The sequence below is a fragment of the Kitasatospora sp. NPDC001540 genome (assembly GCF_042894345.1).
Taxonomy (GTDB): Bacteria; Actinomycetota; Actinomycetes; order Streptomycetales; family Streptomycetaceae; genus Kitasatospora; species Kitasatospora phosalacinea_C.
In genome coordinates, this window is the sequence record NZ_JBIAVO010000052.1 from 24,370 (window position 1) to 48,296 (window position 23,927).

6 protein-coding genes and 1 pseudogene are annotated in these 23,927 nt (G+C 77.0%); all 7 read left to right on the forward strand.

Annotated elements, in window-relative coordinates; genetic code table 11:
• Positions 1-208 precede the first annotated feature (208 nt).
• Complete coding sequence (locus ACFY00_RS35545) at positions 209-1,708, forward strand: AMP-binding protein (RefSeq protein WP_388037688.1); 1,500 nt, start codon at positions 209-211, stop codon at positions 1,706-1,708.
• Positions 1,705-3,003 (forward strand): type III PLP-dependent enzyme, encoded by a 1,299-nt coding sequence (locus ACFY00_RS35550; protein ID WP_388037677.1) that lies wholly within the window; start codon positions 1,705-1,707, stop codon positions 3,001-3,003. The genes ACFY00_RS35545 and ACFY00_RS35550 overlap by 4 nt, the downstream gene beginning before the upstream one ends.
• A 119-nt stretch (positions 3,004-3,122) precedes the next feature.
• Positions 3,123-3,527, forward strand: a complete 405-nt coding sequence (locus tag ACFY00_RS35555; protein WP_388037691.1) for a cobalamin B12-binding domain-containing protein — start codon at positions 3,123-3,125, stop codon at positions 3,525-3,527.
• Positions 3,514-4,854 (forward strand): methylaspartate mutase, encoded by a 1,341-nt coding sequence (locus ACFY00_RS35560; protein WP_388037680.1) that lies wholly within the window; start codon positions 3,514-3,516, stop codon positions 4,852-4,854. Before ACFY00_RS35555 ends, ACFY00_RS35560 begins: the two co-directional genes overlap by 14 nt.
• Positions 4,851-6,050, forward strand: coding sequence for a cytochrome P450 (locus ACFY00_RS35565; RefSeq protein ID WP_388037682.1), 1,200 nt, complete (start codon positions 4,851-4,853; stop codon positions 6,048-6,050). The genes ACFY00_RS35560 and ACFY00_RS35565 overlap by 4 nt, the downstream gene beginning before the upstream one ends.
• Before the next feature lie 82 nt (positions 6,051-6,132).
• A complete protein-coding gene (locus tag ACFY00_RS35570; RefSeq protein WP_388037694.1) occupies positions 6,133-22,254 on the forward strand; it encodes a type I polyketide synthase in 16,122 nt (5,373 codons plus the stop codon).
• Positions 22,255-22,259: 5 nt separating this feature from the next.
• Positions 22,260-23,927, forward strand: a pseudogene (locus ACFY00_RS35575) (beta-ketoacyl synthase N-terminal-like domain-containing protein); the annotation flags it as partial.

Sequence of the window (23,927 nt, forward strand, 5' to 3'; positions counted from 1 at the left end):
CCCGCACCGCCCCTCAGCAGCACGTCGGGGCGGTCCCCGGCCCCGGGCTAGGGGACCTTAAGGGGTGTGATTCCCGCCTGAGCGGCCGTTAGTTTCTCGGAGCGGACCAGCGCGACCCCAGCGAATCCCTCGCGACACTGCCTCGTCGCGTCTCCTTCTCGTGGCTTGGAGCAAGCCTGTGGACACCCTCGGTCACCCGACCCGCACCATGCTTGTCCATTCCTTCCTGGACGAGGCCGAAGCCCTCGCCCCCGACGCGCCCGCCGTCCGGGACGCGGCCGGCCGGTGGACCTACCGGGAGCTGGCCCGCCACAGCCGCGCCGCCGAGCACTGGTTGCAGCAGCGCGGCGTGCGGCACGGCGACCGGGTCGTCGTGCAGTGGGAGACCACCCGCGAGCTGGTCGCCCTGATGTTCGGCGTCTCGCGGCGCGGCGCGGTCTTCGTGCCGCTCAACCCGGGCATGAAGCAGTACCACCTGGACGGGGTCGTCGCGAACGCCGAACCGGTGCTGGTGCTGACCGGCGCCGACGCCGCCGACACCTGGGCCGGGATCGAGCGCTCCGCGGCCGAGGGCGCGCTCGCCGAGCCGACCGCGGTCTCCCCGCAGGACGTCGCCGTACTGGTCTACACCTCCGGCAGCACCGCCGCCCCCAAGGGCGTGGTCGAGCCGCACGCGCAGATCGCCTTCGCCACGATGTCGATCGGCCGGGTGCTCGGCTACCGGGACGACGACGTAGTGTTCTGCCGCTTCCCGGTCTCCTGGGACTACGGCCTGTACAAGGTGCTGCTGTCCTGCCACGCCCGCTCCGAGATCGTGCTGGCGGGCGCCGAGTCGGACCTGCGGCTGCTGGGCCTGATCCGCAGCACCGGCGCCACCGTGGTGCCGATCGTGCCCTCGCTGGCCTCGATGATCGCGACCCTGGCCGAGCGGGAGACGCTGACCGAGGAGCCGAACCGGGTGCGGATGTTCACCAACACCGGGGCGGCGCTGCCGCAGGCCACCATCGAGAAGCTCCGCAAGCACTTCGACGGGGCCCGGGTGGTGCGCCAGTTCGGCCAGACCGAGTGCAAGCGGATCACCGTGATGCCGCCGGAGCTGGACGAGCACCGGCCCGACTCGGTCGGCCTGCCGCTGCCCGGCACCCGGGTGCTGATCCTGGACGAGGACGGCACCGAGCTCGGCCCCGGGCAGGTCGGCGAGATCGTCGCCGCCGGCCCGCACGTGATGCCCGGCTACTGGCGGGCGCCCGAGCTGACCGCCCGCACCTTCCGGCCCGACCCGGTCACCGGCGCGCTGCGCCTGCACACCGGCGACTACGGCAGCCTCGACGAGGACGGCTACCTGTACTTCGAGGGCCGCCGGGACGACATGTTCAAGCGCAAGGGCATCCGGATGAGCACCCTGGAGATCGAGGCCGCCGCGCTGGACGTCCCCGGGGTGCACGCCGCCGCCGTGGTGCCGCCCACCGACACCCGCGACCTGTGCCTGTTCGTCGAGGCCGACCTGCCGCCGCACACCGTGCTGCGCGAGCTGGCCCGCCGCCTGGAGCCGCAGAAGGTCCCCTCGCAGTGCCGGGTGCTGGAGCGCATCCCGCTGACCGCGCACGGCAAGAACGCCACCGCCGAACTGGCCCGGCTGCTCGACGCCGACGCCGGGACCGCCCCGGCCACCGCCACGGCCGCCACGACCGCGGGAGACGCCCGGTGAACCGCCCGACGACCGACCGCCACCGGGAGCTGGCCGCCCGCTACGGCACCCCGCTGTACGTCTACGACCTGGACCTGCTCGACGAGGGCCACCGGGCGCTGGCCGACGCGGTGCCCGAGGGCATCGAGCTGTACTACGCGTTCAAGGCCAACCCGCACCCCGCGCTGGCCCGCGCCCTGCGCGAGGGCGCCGGGGGCGCCGGGGGCGCCGGGGGTGCCGGGGGCGCCGGGGGCGGCACCCGCCCGTGCCGGGCCGAGATCAGCTCGCCGGGCGAGCTGGACTCCGCGCTGACGGCCGGGTACACCGCCGCCGAGTGCCTGTACACCGGGCCCGGCAAGACCGCGTCCGAACTGGAGTACGCGATCGGCCGCGGGGTGCGGATCTTCTCGGTGGAGTCGTACACCGACCTGCAGCACGTCGGCCGGGCCGCGCTGCGCCTGGGCGCGGTGGCCCGCTGCCTGCTGCGGGTCAACAGCGCGGGGACGAAGGCCGCGAACACCGGCATCCGGATGATGGGCAAGCCCTCGCAGTTCGGCATCGACAGCGAGACCCTGCCGGAGCTGATGCCGCTGCTGACCTCGGTGCCGGGCACCGAGGTGGTCGGCGCGCACTTCTTCACGATGAGCAACGCGGTCGACGAGGCCGGGCTGATCGGCGAGTTCGAGCGGACGGTGCTCTCCGCGGTGCAGCTGGCAGAGGAGGTCGGCCTGCCGCTGGAGCTGCTGGACATCGGCGGCGGCTTCTCCTCCCCGTACGCGGTGCCGGGCGAGCGCGCCGCCTACCCGAAGCTGGCGGCCGAGCTGGAGCGGATCCTCGACCTGCACCTGCCCGGGTGGCGGGCGGGCGCGCCGCAGGTGGCGGTGGAGTCCGGCCGCTACCTGGTCGGCGGCTGCGGCTTCCTGGTCAGCGGCGTGGTCAACGTCAAGGACAGCCGGGGCAACCGCTTCGTGATCCTGGACGCCGGGATCAACACCCTGGGCGGGCTGTCCGGCCTGGGCCGGCTGCTGCCCGCCGCGGTGCAGCTCGACGGCGCGGAGCCGGAGCAGCGGGCCAGCCTGGTCGGGCCGCTGTGCACCCCGGGCGACTCGCTGGGCCGGGACGTGCAGTTGCCGGAACTGGCGCCCGGCGACGTGGTGGTGGTGCCGAACGTCGGCGCGTACGGGGTCAGTGCGAGCCTGCTGGGCTTCCTCAGCCGCCCGGCCCCGGTGGAGGTGCTGGTGCGCGGCGACGAGGTGGTCTCGGCGACCCGGCTGGAGCTGGTCCGCACCGACGCGGCGGAGGTGGCGGCCCGGTGAGCGGCCCGACGAACGGGGCGGTCGGCGGCGCGGGGACGGTGGCCCGCCCGGCCGTGCCGCTGCCCGCGCAGCGCCCCGCCGGGCCGGTGCCGCCGCGCGGCACGGTGGTGGTCAGCAGCATGGCCTCCGACGCGCACACCTGGAACCTGGTCTTCCTGCAACTGCTGATCGAGGAGCTCGGCTTCGAGGTGGTAAACCTCGGCGCGACGGTGCCCGACGAGATGCTGCTGGCGGAGTGCCGCGAGCGCGGTCCGGCGCTGCTGGTGCTCTCCAGCGTCAACGGGCACGGCTACCACGAGGGCCTGCGGGTGATCCGGCGGCTGCGCGCGGACGCCGACCTGGCCGGGCTGCCGGTGCTGATCGGCGGCAAGCTCGGCATCACCGGCGGCGAGAGCGCCGAGCACCTCGAGGAGCTGCTCGGCGCCGGTTTCGACGCCGTGTTCGACGACCGGCCCGAGGGCATCGCGGCGTTCACCGGCCTGCTCGGCCGCCTCTCCGAGCGGCAGGCCCATGAACTTCGGTGACCACGTGCGCAGCGTCCACGCGGGCGGCGCCCTGGTGGTGCAGCCGCGGATGGGCATGGCCGACCCGGCGCTGATGCGGGCCGGGCTGGAGGCCGTCGAGCGGGCCGACGCCGACACCGTCGGCACCATCACCCTGGACAGCTACACCCGGACCGGCGACCTGGAGTCGGTCCGGGCGGCGCTGCGCGACGGCGTCGACCTCAACGGCTACCCGATCGTCAACTACCCGGCGGCGGTGACCCGCGGCGTCGTCGCGGGCCTGGCCGAGCGGGGCTTCCCGGTGCAGGTGCGGCACGGCTCGGCCCGCCCGCTGCACATCTTCGGCGCGCTGCTGGACGCCGGGCTGCACGCCACCGAGGGCGGGCCGGTCTCCTACTGCCTGCCCTACGGGCGCACCCCGCTGGACGAGTCGGTCCGCAACTGGGAGGCGTCCTGCGAGCTGGCCGCCGAGTACGCCGCCGAGCGCGGCGTCCGGCCGCACCTGGAGACCTTCGGCGGCTGCATGCTGGGCCAACTGTGCCCGCCCAGCCAGCTGGTGGCGATCAGCGTGCTGGAGGCGGTGTTCTTCCGCGACCTGGGCATCCGCTCGCTGTCGCTGAGCTACGCCCAGCAGACCGACCCCGGGCAGGACGCCGAGGCGATCGGGGCGCTGCGGGCGCTGGCCGGGCGGTTGCTGCCGGACGCCGACTGGCACGTGGTGGTCTACGCGTACATGGGCGTGTACCCGCGGACGGTCGCGGGCGCCAACGCCCTGCTGGCGGCGGCGGCCCGGCTGGCCGTGGACACCGGCTCGGAGCGGCTGATCGTCAAGACCTCGGTGGAGTCCAGCCGGATCCCCACCGTGCAGCACAACGTGGACGCCCTGGAGTACGCGGCCGCGGTCGCCCGGGACCGCAGGCGGCAGTTGGCCGGACCGGGCGCGCCCGCCGCGGCGCCCGCCGACGGCACCGACAGCCAGGTGTACCGGGAGGCGGCGGCGCTGGTGGCGGCGGTCCTCGACGGCGTCGGCACCGGGGGCGTCGGCGGCGCCCTGGTCGGCGCCTTCAAGCGCGGCCTGCTGGACGTCCCGTACTGCCTGCACCCGGACAACGCCGGGCGCAGCCGCAGCTACCTGGACGAGGCCGGCCGGCTGTGCTGGTCGGAGCTGGGCGGGATGCCGCTGCAGGGCATCGCCCCGGTGCGCCCCGGGCGCCGGATCACCTCGGGCGACCTGACGAAGGCCCTGTGCCACGTGCAGGACAGGTTCGACGCGGTCGCCCTCGACCGTGGCGCCGACCGGCCGGTCGGCGCGGCAGAGCACGAGATCCTGGAAGGGAAACCGGCATGACGGCCGAGCGCCAGATCCGCGACTACCCGTTCGACATGACGGAAGTCGACGTCTCCCCGATGTACGCCCGACTGCGCGCCGAGGAGCCGATGAGCTGGGTGCGGCTGCCCTACGGCGAGCCGGCCTGGCTGGCCACCCGCTACGCCGACGTCAAACTGGTGATGGCCGACCCGCGGTTCAGCCGCGAGATGGCGCAGGGCCTGGACCAGCCGCGGCTGCGCAAGGAGCTGACCGGCGACGGCATCATGGGCATGGACCCGCCGGACCACACCCGGCTGCGCAAGCTGGTCAACAAGGCGTTCACCGCCCGCCGGGTCGAGCAGATGCGCGCCGACATCAAGTTCCGCTGCGCCCGCCTGATCGACGCGATGGTGGAGAAGGGCCAACCGGCCGACCTGGTCGAGGACATGGCGCGGCCGCTGCCGGTGTCGGTGATCTGCGACCTGCTCGGGGTGCCGTTCTCCGACCACCAGACGTTCCGCAAGTGGACCGAGGGCCTGACCAACGACTCCACCATGAACGGCTACGTGCTGGAGGAGATCGGCGGCGAGCTCGGCGAGTACATGTCCGCGCTGATCGCCAAGCGCCGCGAGGAGCCGACCGACGACCTGCTCGGCGCCCTGGTCTACGCCCGCGACGACGGCGACAAGCTGACCGAGGACGAGCTGATCGCGATCGCCGGCCCCGGCCTGCTGACCGGCGGCGTGGAGACCGTCTCCTCCGGCCTGCCCAGCTTCTTCTTCACCCTGCTCGCCGACTTCCCCGACCAGTTGGCGCTGCTGCGCTCCCGGCCGGAGCTGCTGCCCTCCGCGGTCGAGGAGCTGCTGCGCTACGTGCCGGTCAACACGGCGGCGATGTTCGCCCGGTACGCCACCGAGGACGTCCGCTTCGGCGACGTGGTGGTGCGGGCCGGCGACCCGGTGATGCCCGCCCTGGCCGCGGCCAACCGCGACCCCGAGGTGTTCGAGGACCCCGAGCAGCTCGACATCACCCGCCGGGTGAACCCGCACATGGCGTTCGGGCACGGTCCGCACCACTGCATCGGGGCGGCGCTGGCCCGCCTGGAGCTGCAGGAGTCGATGGCCGCCCTCCTGGAGCGTTTCCCGGACCTGCACCTGCCCGGTGGCCGCGAGTCCGTGCAGTGGCAGTTCGGCGTGATCGTGCGGGGACCGGTTTCCATGCCGGTCGGTTGGTGATCGGTTCCTGTTCCTGATGAGGGGAGTTTCGGCAATGCCCATCTTGTTCGACGACACGTCCTACGGCTTCCTGCTCGGCTTCGTGCGGGAGCGGGTGGTGGCGGTGCTGGGCGCCTTCGTGCCCGACGCGCCCGGGACGGTGGATCCCGGGACTCCCCTCAGCGAGCTCGGTCTCGACTCGCTGGCCGCGGTCGAGCTGCAGACGCGGCTCGTCGCGGACACCGGCCTCGACCTGCCGGTCACGGTGGTCTTCGACCACCCGACGGTCGGCGCGCTGGCCCGGCTGATCCGCTCCGGCCTGGTCGGCGACGCCGAGCCCGAGCCGGAGCCGGAGCCGCAGCGGCCCGCCGCCGCGGACGCCGACGAACCCGTCGCGATCGTCGGGGTGGGCTGCCGCTACCCCGGCGGCGTCAACTCCCCCGAGCAGCTGTGGCAGTTGGTCGCCGACGGGCGGCACACCGTCTCCGGCTTCCCCACCGATCGCGGCTGGGACCTCGCGGCGCTCTACGACCCGGACCCGGGCACGCCCGGCACCAGCTACGTCCGGGTCGGCGGGTTCCTGCCGGACGCGGGCGAGTTCGACGCCGAGTTCTTCGGCATCTCCCCGCGCGAGGCGTCCGCGATGGACCCGCAGCAGCGGCTGGTGCTGGAGACCGCCTGGGAGGCGCTGGAGCGGGCCGCGATCGACCCGGCCTCGCTGCGCGCCACCCGCACCGGCGTGTTCATCGGCGCCGAGGCCCAGGAGTACGGGCCGCGCCTGCACGAGGCCCCGGACGGGCTGGACGGCTACCTGCTGACCGGCAACGCGCCGAGCGTGGTCTCCGGCCGGGTCGCCTACGCCTTCGGCCTGCAGGGCCCCACCCTGACCGTGGACACCGCCTGCTCCGGCTCGCTGGTCGCCCTGCACCTGGCGGTGCAGGCGCTGCGCCGCGGCGACTGCCCGCTGGCGCTGGCCGGCGGCGTCGCCGTGATGGGCGGCCCGGGCGTGTTCACCTCCTTCGCCCGCCAGCGCGGCCTGGCCGAGGACGGGCTGTGCAAGCCGTTCGCGGCCGCGGCCGACGGCACCGGCTTCGGCGAGGGCGTCGGCGTGTTCGTGCTGGAGCGGCTGTCCGACGCGCTGCGCAACGGCCACCGGGTGCTCGGCGTGGTGCGCGGCTCGGCGATCAACTCCGACGGCGCCTCCAACGGCCTGACCGCGCCCAGCGGCCTCGCCCAGCAGCGGGTGATCCGGGCGGCGCTGGCCGACGCCCGCCTCGCCCCCGACGAGGTGGACGCCGTCGAGGCGCACGGCACCGGCACCCGGCTCGGCGACCCGATCGAGGCGGGCGCGCTGCTGGCCGCGTACGGCAAGGACCGCGAGGAGCCGCTGTGGCTCGGCTCGGTCAAGTCGAACATCGGGCACACCCAGGCCGCGGCGGGCGCCGCGGGCCTGATCAAGGTGCTGATGGCGATGGAGCACGGCGTGCTGCCGCGCACCCTGCACGTGGACGCGCCGACCCCGCACGTGGACTGGAGCCTGGGCAACGTCCGGCTGCTGACCGAGGAGCGGCCCTGGCCGGAGGGCGAGCGGCCCCGGCGGGCCGGGATCTCCTCCTTCGGCGTCAGCGGCACCAACGCGCACCTGATCGTCGAGCAGCCCCCGGCGGTCGAGGCCGCCGCGGAGCCCACCGCCGAGCCCGCCGACGCCGCCCCGGTGCTGCTGCCGGTCTCCGCCCGGACCCCGCGGGCGCTGCGCGCCCAGGCCGGGCGGCTGGCCGACTTCCTGGCCGCCTCCGACGCCGCGCTGACCGACACCGCGTTCTCGCTCGCCACCACCCGCGCCGCGCTGGAGCACCGCGCGGTCGTGCTGGCGGGCAGCCGCGAGGAGGCGGTCCGCGGCCTGGCCGCGCTGGCCGCCGACGCCGCCGACGCCGCCCCGGACGGGGTGGCGGTGCGCACCGGCTCCGCCCGGCCCGGCGGCCTGGCGGTGCTGTTCACCGGCCAGGGCGCCCAGCGCCTGGGCGCGGGCCGCGAGCTGTACCGGACCTTCCCGGTGTTCGCGCAGGCACTGGACGAGGTGATCGACCGGCTCGACCTGCAGCTGGAGCGCCCGCTGCGCGAGGTGTGGTTCGGCACCGACGCCGAGGCGCTGGACCGGACCCAGTACGCCCAGTGCGCGCTGTTCGCGCTGGAGGTGGCGCTCTACCGGCTGTACGAGTCCTGGGGCGTGACGCCGTCGGTGCTGCTGGGCCACTCGATCGGCGAGCTGGCCGCCGCGCACGTGGCGGGCGTCTGGTCGCTGGACGACGCCTGCCTGGTGGTGGCCTCCCGCGGCGCGCTGATGGAGGCGCTGCCCGCGGGCGGCGCGATGGCGGCGGTGGCCGCGACCGAGGCGGAGGTGCGGGCGGCGCTGCTGCCGGGCGTCGACGTCGCCGCGGTGAACGCCCCCGGCGCGGTCGTGGTCTCCGGCCCGGCCGAGCCGGTCGGGCGGCTCGTCGCGGCCTTCGCCGCCGAGGGGCGGCGCACCACCGCGCTGCGGGTCTCGCACGCCTTCCACTCGGCGCTGATGGAGCCGATGCTGGCGGAGTTCGAGCAGGTCCTGCAGGTGGTGGAGTACGCGCCGCCGCGGATCCCGGTGGTCTGCGACCTGACCGGGAAGCTGGCCACCGCCGAGCAGGTGACCGGCCCGCGGTACTGGGTGGAGCAGGTCCGCCACGCCGTCCGCTTCGCCGACGGCGTGGCCACCGTGCTCGGGCTGGGCGTCGGCGCCTGCCTGGAGCTGGGCCCGGACCGGGTGCTGAGCGCGCTGGCCGAGGAGTGCGCGGCCGCCGCGGGCGAGACCGAACTGCCCTTCGTGCCCGCGCTGCGCCGCACCGGGGCGGAGGTCGAGGCGGTGCTGTCCGCGCTGGCCGAACTGCACGCCCACGGCGTCACGGTCGACTGGGCGGGCGTCTTCGCGGGCCGCGGCGCCCGCACGGTGGCGCTGCCCACGTACGCCTTCCAGCGCGAGCACTACTGGCTGGCCGCGCCGCGCGGCGCCGGGGACGCGGCGGGCTTCGGCCTGACCGCCTCCGCGCACCCGCTGCTGTCGGCCGAGGTGGGCCTGGCCGGGACGGCCGGGCTGGTGCTGACCGGGCGGCTCGCGCCGGACGGCCACCCGTGGCTGGCCGAGCACGTGATCTCCGGGGTGGTGCTGCTGCCCGGCACCGCCTTCGTCGAGATGGCCGCGCACGCGGCGGGCCGGGTCGGCTGCGAGCTGGTCGAGGAGCTGACCCTGCGGGCGCCGCTGGCCGTCCCGGAGGACGGCGCGCTGGCGCTGCAGGTCGTGGTCGGCGCCGAGCAGGACGGGCGCCGCACGATCGAGGTGTACTCGCGCGGCGAGTGGGACGCGGAGGCCGACTGGACCCTGCACGCCACGGGCACCCTGGCCGTCACCGCCGGGGACACCGCGCCCGCCGACCTCACCCGGTGGCCCCCGGCCGGAGCCCGCCCGGTGCCGGTCGACGGCCTGTACGAGGAGCTGGCCGACCAGGGCTACGGCTACGGCCCGCTGTTCCGCGGCCTGCGCCGGGTCTGGCGCGCCGAGGGCACCGGCGGCGCGGACGGCGCGGTCTTCGCGGAGGTCGAACTCGCCGGTGACGGCGGCGGGTTCGCCCTGCACCCGGCGCTGCTGGACGCCGTCCTGCACGCCACCGACTTCGCGCCGGGCGAGGCCCGGGAGCCGGAGGAGATCCGGCTGCCCTTCGCCTGGAGCAGCGTGCGCCTGGCCGCGGCCGGGGCCACCGCCCTCCGGGTGCGGATCGACTCGCTGCCCGGCGGCGGCGTCGCGCTGACCCTGGCCGACCGCACCGGCGCGCCGGTCGCCGAGGTCGCCGCGTTCCGTTCGCTGCCGGTGGCGCCCGACGCGCTGCGGACCGCCCGCAGCGAGCCGCTGTACGAGGTGGCCTGGAAGCCCGCCGCCCCGACGGCCGCGACCGGCGGCGCCGGGCTCGCGGTGCTGGGCGGCGCGGACCCGTGGGGCCTGGACCTGCCGGTGCTGGCCTCCCCGCTGCCGGGCGACGCAGCCGCCGCGCCCGCGGTGGTGCTGCTGCCGGTGCTGCCCGCCGACCCGGCGGGGGCGCTGCCCGGCGCCGCGCACGAGGACGTGCACCGGGTGCTGGGCGTGCTGCGCGAGTGGCTCGCCGAGGAGCGGTTCGCGGGCTCGAAGCTGGTCGTGGTGACCCGTGGCGCCGCCGTCCCGTCCACCGCGGCGGGCCTGGCCGCGGCGCCGGTGCGCGGCCTGGTGCGCTCGGCGCAGGCCGAGCACCCGGGCCGGTTCGTGCTGCTCGACCTGGACGGCTCCGACCGTCCGGTGACCGCCGCCGAGCTGGCGGCCGCGGCGGCCGCCGGGGAGCCCGAACTGCGGCTGGTGGACGGGGTGTTGCTGGTGCCCCGGCTGGCCCGGCTGCCCGAGTCCGCGACCGCCGGGGGCACCGCCTGGACGGCCTCCTCGATCGACCCGGACGGCACCTTCCTGGTCACCGGCGGCCTCGGCGGCGTCGGCGCCGTGCTGGCCCGGCACCTGGTCGCCGAGCACGGCGTGCGCCGCCTGCTGCTGGTCGGCCGCCGCGGCCCGGCGACGCCCGGCGCCGAGGAGCTGCTGGCCGAGCTGGCCGCGCTGGGCGCGCACGCCGAGGCGGCGGCCTGCGACGTGGCCGACCCGCGGGCGCTGGCCGCGCTGCTGGCCGGGATCGACCCGGCGCACCCGCTGACGGGCGTGGCGCACGCCGCGGGCACCGTCGCCGACGGCCTGGTCGAGGCGCTGACCGCCGAGCAGGTCGAGGCGGTGCTGCGGCCCAAGCTGGACGCGGCCTGGCACCTGCACGAGCTGACCCGCGGCCTGGAGCTGTCCGCGTTCCTGCTGTTCTCCTCCTCGGCCGCGCTGGCCGACGGCGGCGGCCAGGGCAACTACGCGGCCGCCAACGCCTTCCTGGACGCGCTGGCCCAGTACCGGCGCTCGCTGGAGCTGCCCGCCCTGGCGTTGTCCTGGGGCCTGTGGGCGGACGTGGACGGCATGGGCGCGGCGCTGTCCGACGCCGACCGGCGGCGGATCTCCCGGCTGGGCCTGGCCCCGCTGACCGCCGCCGAGAGCCTGGCCGCGCTGGACCGGGCGCTGGGCGCCGGGCGGCCGTCGCTGGTGCCGGTCCGGGTGGACCGGGCCGCGCTGGCGGCCCGCGGCGAGGCGCTGCCCGCCCTGCTGCTGGACGTCGCGGGCCCGGCCGCCCGCCGCCGGGGCCCGAACGCGGCCGCGGCCCGACCCGCCGGGGCGGTCAGCGGCCTGGCCGCGCTGCCCGAGGCGGAGCGCGAGCGGGCGGTGCTGGAACTGGTGCGCTCCCGGGCCGCGGCCGTGCTGGGCCACGCCGGGCCGGAGGCGATCGGTGTCCGCCGGGCCTTCAGCGACCTGGGCTTCGACTCGCTGTCCGCGGTGGAGCTGCGCAACGGCCTGGACGCGGCGACCGGCCTGCGGCTGCCCGCGACCCTGGTCTTCGACCACCCGAACCCGCGGGCGCTGGCCGACCACATCCTGGCGAAGCTGTCGGGCGCGGCCGCGGGTTCGGCCGTCCGGCCGCAGGTGGCGGTGCGCGAGGACGAGCCGATCGCGATCGTCGCGATGAGCTGCCGCTTCCCCGGCGGCGTCGCCACCCCCGAGGAGCTGTGGCGGCTGGTGCACGACGGGGTGGACGCGGTCAGCGGCTTCCCGACCGACCGCGGCTGGGACGAGGCGTCGATCTACGACCCGGAGCCGGGCCGTCCGGGCCGCAGCTACACCCGCGAGGGCGCGTTCCTGCACGACGCGGCCGAGTTCGACGCCGAGTTCTTCGAGATCAGCCCGCGCGAGGCGCAGGCCATGGACCCGCAGCAGCGGCTGCTGCTGGAGATCTCCTGGGAGGCGATCGAGCGGGCCGGGATCGACCCGCTGTCGCTGCGCGGCAGCGACACCGGCGTGTTCGCGGGCGTGATGTACCACGACTGGGGCACCGGCCGGGGCGCGGTCTCCGAGGAGACCGCGGGCTACCTGGGCAACGGCAGCCTGGCCAGCGTGGTGTCCGGCCGGGTCTCGTACGCGCTGGGCCTGGAGGGCCCGACCGTGACGGTCGACACCGCCTGCTCCTCCTCGCTGGTGGCGATGCACTGGGCGATCCAGGCGCTGCGCCGCGGCGAGTGCGCGCTCGCCCTGGCGGGCGGCGTCACCGTGATGTCGACCCCGGACACCTTCATCGACTTCAGCCGCCAGCGCGGCCTGGCCGCGGACGGCCGCTGCAAGTCCTTCGCGGCGGCGGCCGACGGCACCGGCTGGGGCGAGGGCGCGGGCGTGCTGCTGCTGGAGCGGCTGTCCGACGCCGAGCGGCTCGGGCACCGGGTGCTGGCCGTGATCGACGGCAGCGCCGTCAACCACGACGGCGCCTCCAACGGCCTGACCGCCCCGAACGGGCTGGCGCAGCAGCGGGTGATCCGGCAGGCGCTGGCCGCGGGCGGGCTGTCCGCGGCGGACGTGGACGCGGTGGAGGCGCACGGCACCGGCACCACGCTGGGCGACCCGATCGAGGCGCAGGCGCTGCTGGAGGTGTACGGGCAGGAGCGCGAGCAGCCGCTGTGGCTGGGCTCGGTCAAGTCCAACCTGGGGCACACCCAGGCCGCGGCGGGCGTCGCGGGCGTCATCAAGATGGTGATGGCGCTGCGCCACGGCGTGCTGCCGCGCACCCTGCACGTGGACGCGCCGTCCCCGCACGTGGACTGGAGCGCCGGGAACGTACGACTGCTGACCGAGGCCCGCGACTGGGCGGCGGACGGCCGCCCGCGCCGGGCGGGCGTCTCCTCGTTCGGCATCAGCGGCACCAACGCGCACGTGATCGTCGGCGACTACCAGGCCGGTCCGGCCGCTCCGGCCGAGCCGCTGCCCGCCGCGGCCCCGGCCGCCGACCCGCAGGTGCTGCCGTTCCTGCTGTCCGGCCGCACCGCCGGGGCACTGCGCGGGCAGGCCGGGCGGCTGCGGGAGTTCCTGGCGCAGCGCCCGGAGCTGCCGCTGCCCGCGCTGGCCGCCGCGCTGGCCGCGTCCCGCTCGGCGTTCGAGCGGCGCGGCGCGGTGCTCGCGGGCGACCGGCAGGAGCTGCTGGCCGGCCTGGAGCTGCTGGCCGCGGGCGGGACGGGCACCCAGCTGGTGCTGGACACCGCGGGCGAGGGCCGGGTCGGCTTCCTGTTCTCCGGGCAGGGCGCGCAGCGGGTCGGGATGGGACGCGAGCTGTACGCGGCCTTCCCGGCGTACGCGGCGGCCTTCGACGCGGTGGCCGCGGCCGTCGACGGGGCCGTGCACGCGGCCCGGGCGGACGGCGAGGCGTGGGCGCCCGAGCGGTGGCGGCCGCTGCGCGAGGTGGTGTTCGGCGACGACGGCGACGGCCTGCTCGACCGCACCGAGTACACCCAGGCCGCGCTGTTCGCGGTCGAGTTGGCGCTGTTCCGGCTGCTGGAGTCCTGGGGCGTGACCCCGGACGTGCTGGCCGGGCACTCGATCGGCGAGCTGGCCGCGGCCCAGGCCGCGGGCGTGCTCTCGCTGGCGGACGCGGCCCGGCTGGTCGCGGCCCGCGGCGCGCTGATGCAGGCGCTGCCCGCGGGCGGCGCGATGGCCGCGCTGGGCGTCACCGAGGAGGAGGCCGCCGGGCTGCTCGCGGGCCTCGCCGAGGGCGTCGGGCCGGTGGACGTGGCCGCGGTCAACGGGCCGCGCTCGGTGGTGGTGTCCGGGGCCGCGGAGGCCGTCGAGGCGCTGGTGCGCCTGGTCGGCGGGCGCGGCGCGGAGACCCACCGGCTGAACGTCGGCCACGCCTTCCACTCGCCGCTGATGGACCCGGCGCTGGCGGAGTTCCGCGCCGTCGCCGAGGCGGTGGCCTACCGGGCGCCGCGGATCCCGGTGGTCTCCACCGTGACCGGCGCGCCCGCCGCCGGGGACGACCTGTGCTCCGCCGACTACTGGGTGCGCCACGCCCGCGGGGCGGTCCGGTTCGCCGACGCGGTGCGGGCGATGGCCGCCGACGGCGTGCGCACCTTCGTCGAGCTCGGCCCCGACGCGGTGCTGAGCGCGCTGGGCGCCCGCTGCGTGGAGGCGGCCGGGGAGGCGGCCGCGCCGGTGTTCGTGCCGTCCTGCCGCCGCGACCGGCCGGAGGCCCCGGCGCTGCTGGCCGCGCTGGCCCTGCTGCACGCCCGCGGCGCCGGGGTGCGCTGGCCGGCGCTGCTGGGCGGGGCGCCCGGCGGCCTGGACCTGCCGACGTACGCCTTCCAGCACCGTCGCTTCTGGCTGGACCCCGTCCCGGCCGGGGACGTCTCCTCGGTGGGCCAACTGGCCGCCGACCACCCGATGCTGGGCGCGGTGGTGCCGCTGCCCGGCACCGACTCGGTGGTGCTGACCGGCCGGATCAGCGCCCGCCGCCAGCCCTGGCTGGCCGACCACGTGGTCAACGGCGCGATCCTGGTGCCCGGCACCGGTTTCGTGGAGCTGGCGGTCCGGGCGGGCGACCAGGTCGGCCACCGGACGCTGGAGGAACTGACCCTGGAGGCGCCGCTGGTCCTGCCCGGCGGCGAGCAGGCGCACCGCGGCGTCGCGCTGCAGGTGCTGGTGGAGGGCGAGCAGGACGGGCGGCGCCGGTTCGAGGTGCACTCCCGGCCCGACGACCGGCCCGACCACCCGTGGACCAGGCACGCCTCCGGCCTGCTGACCCGGGCCGGGGCCGCCGAGCCCGCGGGCCTGGCCGAGTGGCCGCCGCCGGGCGCCGAGCAGCTCGACGTCACCGACGCCTACGAGCGGCTGAACGCCCGCGGCTACGGCTACGGCCCGGCCTTCCAGGGCCTGCGGGCCGCCTGGCGGCGCGACGACGAGGTGTTCGCCGAGGTCGCGCTGCCCGAGGAGATCGGCGCCACCGGCGCCGCGTTCGGCCTGCACCCGGCGCTGCTCGACGCGGCGATGCACGCCGACCTGCTGGACGACGGCCAGGGCGCGACCCTGCTGCCGTTCGTCTGGAACGGCGTGACCCTGCACGCGGCCGGGGCCCGGGAACTGCGGGTGCGGATCACCCGGCTGGACGGCGACGAGCTGTCCGCCATCGAGGTCGCCGACGCCGAGGGCAACCCGGTCGCCTCGGTCGCCTCGCTGGTCTCCCGGCCGGTCGGCGCCCAGCAGTTGGGCGCCGGGCCGCAGGCCGGGCAGGGCTCGCTGCTGCGGATCGACCTGGCCCCGCTGCCCGCCGCCACCGCGGCGCCGCTGCCCGCCGACTGGGCGCTGGTCGGCGCCGGGGACACCCCCGGCACGGCCCCGCACCGGGACGTCGCCGCGCTGGTCGCCGCCCTGGACGCGGGCGCCGCGGCCCCGGCCGTCGCCGTGCTGCGCTGCCCGGCCGAGGACCCCGCCACCGGCGCCGAACTGCCGGAGCGGGCCCACCTGGTGGCCGCCCTGGTGCTGGCCGAGCTGCAGGCCTGGCTGGCCGAGCCGCGGCTGCGCGGCTCCCGGCTGCTGGTGCTCACCCGCACCGGCGACCTGGGTCACGCCCCGGTGCCCGGCCTGGTCCGGGCCGCCGAGGCGGAGAGCCCGGGCCGGTTCGTCCTGGTCGACTCCGACGCCGACCCGCAGGGCCGCGCCGCGCTCGACCTGCTGCCCGCGGTACTGGCCGCCGGGGAGCCGGAGGCCGCCGTCCGGGGCGGCGCCGTCCTGCTGCCGCGGCTGGTGGAGGAGGCGGCGCCCGCCGCGCCCGCCGACCGGCCGCTGGGCGACGGCACCGTCCTGGTCACCGGCGGCACCGGCGGCCTCGGCGCCCTGCTCGCCGAGCACCTGGTCACCGCGCACGGCGTGCGGCACCTGCTGCTGACCAGCCGCCGCGGCCCGGCCGCGCCGGGCGCCGCCGAACTGGCGGACCGGCTGGGCGCGTTGGGCGCCGAGGTGACGGTCGCCGCCTGCGACACCGCCGACCGGGCCGCCGTCGCGGCGCTGCTGGCCGCCGTCCCCGCCGAGCGGCCGCTGAGCGCGGTCGTGCACGCCGCGGGCACCGCCGACGGCGCCCTGGTCGGCTCGCTGACCGACGAGCAGCTGCACTCCGTCCTGGCGCCGAAGGTCGACGCGGCCTGGCACCTGCACGAGCTGACCGCGGGTCTGGAGCTGTCCGCGTTCGTGCTGTTCTCCTCCGCGGGCGGCCTGGTGCTGGCCTCCGGGCAGGCCAACTACGCGGCCGCGAACACCTTCCTGGACGCGCTGGCCGAGCACCGCCGCGCCGCCGGGCTGCCCGCCACCGCGCTGGCCTGGGGGCTGTGGAACCTGAACACCGGCCTCGGCGGCGAGCTCGGCGAGGGGGACCTGCGCCGGATGGCCGCCCAGGGCATGCCCGCGCTGGAGACCGACCAGGGCCTGGCCCTGTTCGACCGGGCGCTGGGCACGGAGGCGGCGGTGCTGGCCGCGCTGCGGCTGGACCAGGCCGTGCTGCGCACCCGCGCCGACGAACTGCCCGCCCTGCTGCGCGCGTTCGCCCCGGCCCCGGCGCGGCGCGCGGCGCGTGCCGCGGGCCCGGCCCGCGGCGGGCTGGCGCTGGCCCGGCGGCTGGCCGACCTGGCCGGGGCGGAGCGCGAGCGGGTGCTGCTGGAGCTGGTGTCCGGGCAGATCGCCGCGGTGCTCGGCCACGCCGACGCCTCGGCGATCGACGGGGACCGGGCGTTCAAGGAGCTGGGCTTCGACTCGCTGGCCGCGGTGGAGCTGCGCAACGCGCTGAACGCCGCGACCGGCCTGGCGCTGCCCGCGACCATGGTCTTCGACTACCCGACCGCCCGGGCCGTGTCCGACTTCATCATGGGACGGCTGCTGGAGAGCGCCGAGCCGGTCGCCGCGGCGAAGTCCGCGACCACCGCCCGCGGCCGCACCGACGAGCCGATCGCGATCATCGGCATGGGCTGCCGCTACGCGGGCGGCGTCGCCTCCCCCGCGGACCTGTGGCGCCTGCTGGTCGACGAGGTCGACGCGGTCACCGCGTTCCCGACCAACCGCGGCTGGGACGTCGACGGCGTCTACGACCCGGTGCCGGGCAAGCGCGGCAAGACCTACGCCCACGAGGGCGGGTTCCTGCACGAGGCCGCCATGTTCGACCCGGCGTTCTTCGGCATCGGCCCGCGCGAGGCGATGGCCATGGACCCGCAGCAGCGGCTGCTGCTGGAGACCGCCTGGGAGACCATCGAGCACGCCGGGATCGACCCGAGGTCGCTCAAGGGCACCCTGACCGGCGTCTTCGCGGGCGCCATGTACGACGACTACGGCAGCCGCCTGAAGGACGCGCCCGCCGACGTCGAGGGCTACCTCGCCAACGGCAGCTCCGGCGCGGTGGTCTCCGGCCGGATCTCCTACCTGTTCGGCCTGGAGGGCCCGTCCCTGACGGTCGACACGGCCTGCTCGTCCTCGCTGGTCAGCCTGCACCTGGCGACCCAGTCGCTGCGCAACGGCGAGTGCTCGCTGGCGCTGGCCGGCGGTGTCACGGTGCTGTCCGCCACCGACCTGTTCGTCGACTCCAGCCGCCAGGGCGTGCTGTCGCCCGACGGCCGCTCGAAGTCCTTCGCGGCGGCGGCCGACGGCGTCGGCTGGGCCGAGGGCGCGGGCCTGCTGCTGCTGGAGCGGCTCTCCGACGCCCGGCGCAACGGGCACGAGGTGCTGGCCGTGGTCCGCGCCTCCGCGGTCAACCAGGACGGCGCCTCCAACGGCCTGACCGCCCCGAACGGCCCGTCCCAGGAGCGGGTGATCCGGGCGGCGCTGGCCGCGGCGGCCCTCACCCCGGCGGACGTGGACGCGGTCGAGGCGCACGGCTCGGGCACCCGGCTGGGCGACCCGATCGAGGCCCAGGCGCTGCTGGCCACCTACGGCCAGGACCGGCCCGAGGACCGGCCGCTGTGGCTGGGTTCGGTGAAGTCCAACATCGGCCACGCGCAGGCCGCGGGCGGCGCCGCCGCCGTGATCAAGGTGGTGCAGGCGCTGCGCCACGAGCTGCTGCCGCGCACCATCCACGTCGACGCCCCGTCCCCGCACGTGGACTGGAGCACCGGCCACGTGCGACTGCTCACCGAGGCCCGGCCGTGGACCGCGCAGGGCCGCCCCCGCCGGGCCGGGATCTCCTCGTTCGGCATCAGCGGCACCAACGCCCACGTGATCGTCGAGGAGGCCCCGCCGGTGCGCCGCCCGCAGCCGGAGCGGGCCGCCGCGTCCGCCCCGCCGCTGCCGCTGGTCCCGCTGGCGGTGTCCGGCAGCACCGCGGACGCCCTGCGCGAGCAGGCCGCCCGGCTGGCCGCGCGGCTGGACGACTCGACCTCGCTGCTGGACGCGGCCTACTCCGCCGCCACCACCCGCTCCGCCCTGGACCACCGCGCGGTGGTGCTGGCCGCGGACCGCGAGGCGGCGGTGCGCGCCCTGACCGACCTGGCCGCAGGCGGCGCGGCCGCGGGCCTGGTCAAGGCGACCGCCCGCTCGACCGGGCGGCTGGCGTTCCTGTTCACCGGGCAGGGCTCGCAGCGGGTCGGGATGGGCGAGGAGCTGTACCGGACCTTCCCGGTGTTCGCCGCCGCCCTCGACGAGGCGTGCGCCTTCCTGGACAAGGGCCTGGAGCGTCCGCTCAAGGACGTCATGTGGTCCGACGCCGAGGCGCTCACCCTCACCGGCTACGCCCAGTGCGCGCTGTTCGCCCTCGAGGTCGCCCTCTACCGGCTCCACGAGTCCTGGGGCGTGCGGCCCGACTACGTCGCCGGGCACTCGATCGGCGAGTTCGCCGCCGCCCACACCGCCGGGGTCTGGTCCCTGGCGGACGCCTGCACCCTGGTCGGCGCCCGGGCGCGGCTGATGCAGGCGCTGCCCACCGGCGGCGCCATGGTCGCCATCGCCGCGTCCGAGGAGGAGGTCCGCGCGGCCCTCGTCCCCGGCGTCGACGTCGCGGCCGTCAACGGTCCGCAGGCGGTGGTCGTCTCGGGCGAGGCCGAAGCGGTCGCGAAGGTCGCCGCGGGCTTCCGGCGCACCAAGGCGCTGACCGTCTCGCACGCCTTCCACTCGGCCCTGATGGAGCCGATGCTGGAGGAGTTCCGCACGGTCGCCGCCCGGCTCGCCTACCACGCGCCGACCACCGCGGTGGTCTCCACCCTCACCGGCCGGCTCGCCACCGCCGAGGAGCTCGGCTCCCCGGACTACTGGGTGCGCCACGTCCGCGAGAGCGTCCGCTTCGCCGACGCCGTCACCACCCTCACCGCCAGCGGCACCGCCCGGTTCCTGGAACTCGGCCCGGACGCCGTGCTGACCGGCATGGCCGGGCAGGGCACCGGCGACGGCCAGGTCCTGCTGCCCACCCTGCGCCGCACCGGAGAGGAGGCCCGGACGGTCCTGCAGGCCCTGGCCGGGCTGCACGTGCGCGGCGTCCCGGTGGACTGGCAGGGCGTGTTCGCGGGCCGCGACGCCCGCAAGGTCGCGCTGCCGACGTACGCCTTCCAGCGCAAGGAGTACTGGCTCAACGCCACCGCCCCCGCCGGGGACGCGACCTCGGTCGGCGTCGACCGCGCCGGGCACCCGCTGCTGGGCGCCGTGGTCGAACTCCCGGACACCGGCGGCGTGGTGCTCACCGGCACCCTCTCCACCGCCCGGCAGCCCTGGCTGCGCGAGCACCGGGTGATGGACACCGTCCTGCTGCCCGGCGCGGCGTTCGTGGAGCTCGCCGTCCGGGCCGGCGACGAGGTCGGCTTCGACCTGCTGGAGGAGCTGACCCAGCAGGCCCCGCTGGTCCTGCGGGACGGCGCCGCCACCAGCGTCCGCGTGGTGCTCGGCGGCGAGCAGGGCGGTCGGCGCACGCTGGCCGTGTACTCGCGGGACGCGGCGGCCGTCGGCGCGCCCTGGACCCAGCACGCGGCGGGCACCCTCGCCCGCAACGACCTGGCCGCACCGCCCGCCCCCGGCACCGACCCGTGGCCGCCCGTCGGCGCCGAGCCGGTGGACATCGGCGGCGTCTACGCGGACCTGGCCGGGCTGGGCTTCGGCTACGGCCCGGTGTTCCAGGGGATGCGCGCGATCTGGTGCCGCCGCGACGCGGACGGCGCCCCCGCCGAGGTCTTCGCCGAGATCGCCCTCCCGGAGGGCACCGACACCACCGGCTTCGGCCTCCACCCGGCGCTGCTGGACTCCGCCCTGGGCGCGACGGACTTCCTCACCGAGGGCGGCCCGAAGGCCGTCGGCGAGGCGACCATCCCGTTCGCCTGGACGGGCGTGCGGCTGTACGCGGCGGGTGCGAGCGCCCTGCGGGTCACGGTCCGGCCCGGCGCCCGCGGCACCGCCCTGGAGCTGGCCGACCCGACCGGCTCCCCGGTGGGCCGGATCGACGCGCTGGTGGTCCGCCCGGTCACCGCCGACCGCCTCGGCGGCACCGACCCGGCCCGGGACGCGCTGCTGCGGATCGGCTGGCAGCCCGGCCCCGTCGCCGACCCGGCGGCCGCCCCCGCGAACTGGGCGCTGCTCGGCGGCGCAGCCGCCCTGCCGTTCCCGGTGCTCCCCGCCGACGGGGCGCGGCGTCCCGAGGTCGCCGTCCTGGCCTGCGCCCCCGGCACCGACCCCGACTCCGGCTCCCTCCCGGAGGAGGCCCGGACGCTGGTCCGGCGGACGCTGGCGCAGGTCGCCGACTGGCTGGCCGACCCGCGGTACGCGGACGCCCGCCTGGTCGTGCTGACCACCCGCGCCGTCACCGCCCCGGCCGACAGCGGAGGCCCCGACCTGGTGCAGGCGCCGCTGTGGGGCCTGGTCCGGTCCGCGCAGACCGAGAACCCGGGCCGGATCGTGCTGGTCGACACCGACGGGACGCCCGAGTCGCTGCGGGCGCTGCCCGCGGTCCTCGCCGCGGGCGAGCCGGAGGCCGCGGTCCGCGCGGGCGCGGTCTGGCTGCCGCGCCTGGAACGGACCGGGGCGCTCCCCGCCGACCCGGCCGGGTGGGACCCGGACGGCACCGTGCTGATCACCGGCGGCACCGGCCTGCTGGGCGGCCACCTGGCCCGGCACCTGGCCGAGCGGTACGGCGTGCGGCACCTGCTGCTGACCGGCCGCCGCGGCCCGGACGCCCCCGGCGCCGCCGAACTGGTCGCCGAACTCGCCGGGTCGGGCGCCGAGGCGACGGTCGCGGCCTGCGACGCGGCCGACCCGGACGCGCTGGCCGCCCTGCTCGGCGCCGTCCCGGCCGAGCACCCGCTCACCGCGGTCGTGCACGCCGCCGGTCTGATGGACAGCGCCGTGTTCGGCTCGCTGACCGCCGAACAGGTCGACGCCGTCCTGCGGCCCAAGGTCGACGCCGCCTGGCACCTGCACGAGCTGACCAAGGGGCTGGACCTCGCGGCGTTCGTGCTCTACTCCTCGGCGGGCGGCCTCGTCCTCACCGCCGGACAGGCCAACTACGCGGCGGCCAACGTGTTCCTCGACGCCCTCGCCGAGCACCGCGCCGCCCAGGGCCTGCCCGCCAAGTCCCTCGCCTGGGGCCCGTGGCAGGGCAGCGAGGACCAGGTCGACCTGGAGCGGCTCGCCCGCTCCGGCGTCGCCGAGCTGACCGCCGAGGAGGGCCTGGCCCTGTTCGACGCCGCGCTCGGCACCGCCGACCCGGCCCTGGCCCCGATCAAGCTGGTCCCGCGCCCGCAGGCCCCGGCCGGGCAGGCGCTGCCCGAACCCCCGGCCCTGCTGCGCGGCCTGCGGCGCGGCCCGGCCCGGCGCACCCTGGCCGCCGCGGCGGCCGGTGCCGCCCCGGTGGCGGCCCTGGACGTGCGGCTGGCGGCGATGGCCCCCGAGCAGCGGACAGCAGCCGTCCTGGAGGTGGTCCTGCGCCACACGGCGGGCGTCCTCGGCTACAAGGACGCCTCCCAGATCGACCCCGACAAGGGCTTCACCGACCTGGGCCTGGACTCCCTGGCAGCCGTCGAGCTGCGCAACCGGATCGGCGCCGAGACCGGGCTGCGCCTGCCCGCGACGCTGGTCTTCGACTACCCGACGGCGCAGCCGCTCGCGGACTACCTGCTCGACGAACTGGTCCCGGACGCCCCCGCGGCCCCGGCCGACCGGGCGGACGGCGGCAGCGCCGCCGCCGAGGACGCGTCGATCCGGCAGGAGGTCGCCGAGATGAGCGTCGAGGAACTGATGAAGTCGGTCTACGGCGGACAGGAAGAGCAGTCGTGAGCGAGTCCCAATCCACCGAGCGGATCGTCGCGGCCCTGCGCCAGGCGGTCTCCGACAACGCGGTGCTGCGCCGGGAGAACGACCGGCTCGCGGCCGCCCAGGGCGAACCCGTGGCGATCATCGGCATGGGCTGCCGCTTCCCCGGCGGCGTCACCTCCCCCGAGGAGCTGTGGCGCCTGGTCGCCGACGGCGGCGACGCCGTCGGCGCCTTCCCCACCGACCGCGGCTGGGACCTGGGGCGGCTCTACGAGCCCGGCTCCGCCGTCCCCGGCGCGCCCTACGCCCCCGGCACCACCTACTCGCTGGACGGCGGCTTCGTCGAGCGCGCGGACGAGTTCGACGCCGAGTTCTTCGGCATCTCCCCCCGCGAGGCCCTCGGCATGGACCCGCAGCAGCGGCTCCTGCTCGAAGCCTCCTGGGAGGCCCTGGAGCGCGCCGGGATCCGCCCCGGCGCGCTGCGCGGCAGCGCCACCGGCGTCTACGCAGGCGTCATGTACCACGACTACGGCCCCGGCAGCAGCGACGGCAGCCTGATCTCCGGCCGCGTCTCCTACACCCTCGGCCTGGAGGGCCCGGCGGTCTCGGTCGACACCGCCTGCTCCTCCTCGCTGGTCGGCCTGCACCTGGCCGCCCAGGCCCTGCGCCGAGGCGAGTGCACCCTCGCCCTCGCGGGCGGCGTGACGGTGATGACCGAGCCCGACATGTTCGTCTACTTCAGCGAGCAGCGCGGCCTCGCCCCCGACGGCCGCTGCAAGGCCTTCGCCGACGCCGCCGACGGCGTCGGCTGCTCGGAGGGCGTCGGCGTCCTGCTGCTGGAGCGCCTCTCCGACGCCCGCCGCAACGGCCACCGGGTGCTCGCGGTGCTGCGCGGCTCCGCCGTCAACCAGGACGGCGCCTCCAGCGGCTTCACCGTGCCCAACGGGCCCGCCCAACAACGGGTCATCCGGGCCGCGTTGGCCGATGCCGGGCTGAGCGCGGCGGACGTGGACGCGGTCGAGGCGCACGGCACCGGCACCACGCTGGGCGACCCGATCGAGGCCCAGGCGCTGCTGGCCACGTACGGGCGCGAACGGCCGGAGGACGGGCGGCCGCTGTGGCTGGGCTCCGTGAAGTCCAACGTCGGGCACACCCAGGCCGCGGCGGGCGTCGCGGGCGTCATCAAGATGGTGATGGCGCTGCAGCACGGTGTGCTCCCCCGCACCCTGCACGTGGACACGCCCTCCACCCACGTGGACTGGAGCCGCGGCGGCGTCCGGCTGCTCACCGAGGAGGCGCCCTGGCCCGCAGGCGAACGCGTCCGCCGGGCGGCCGTCTCCGCGTTCGGCCTCAGCGGCACCAACGCGCACGTCATCATCGAGGAGGCCGGCGCCCCGGCCGCCGACGACACCACCCCGCCCCCGCCCGGCGTCCTCGCCTGGCCGGTGTCGGCGCGCAGTGCGCAGGCGTTGCGGGCGCAGGCGCAGCAGTTGCTCGAGACGGCCGCTGACGGTGAACTCGTTGCGGTGGGGCGGTCGTTGGCGACGGCGCGGACGCACTTCGGGCACCGGGCGGTGGTCGTCGGCGCGGAGCGCGGTGAGTTGCTGGCGGGTCTGCGGGCGATCGCCGAGGGCGAGCAGGCCGGGCAGGTCAGTACGTCCGGGCGGCTGGCGTTCCTGTTCACCGGGCAGGGCTCG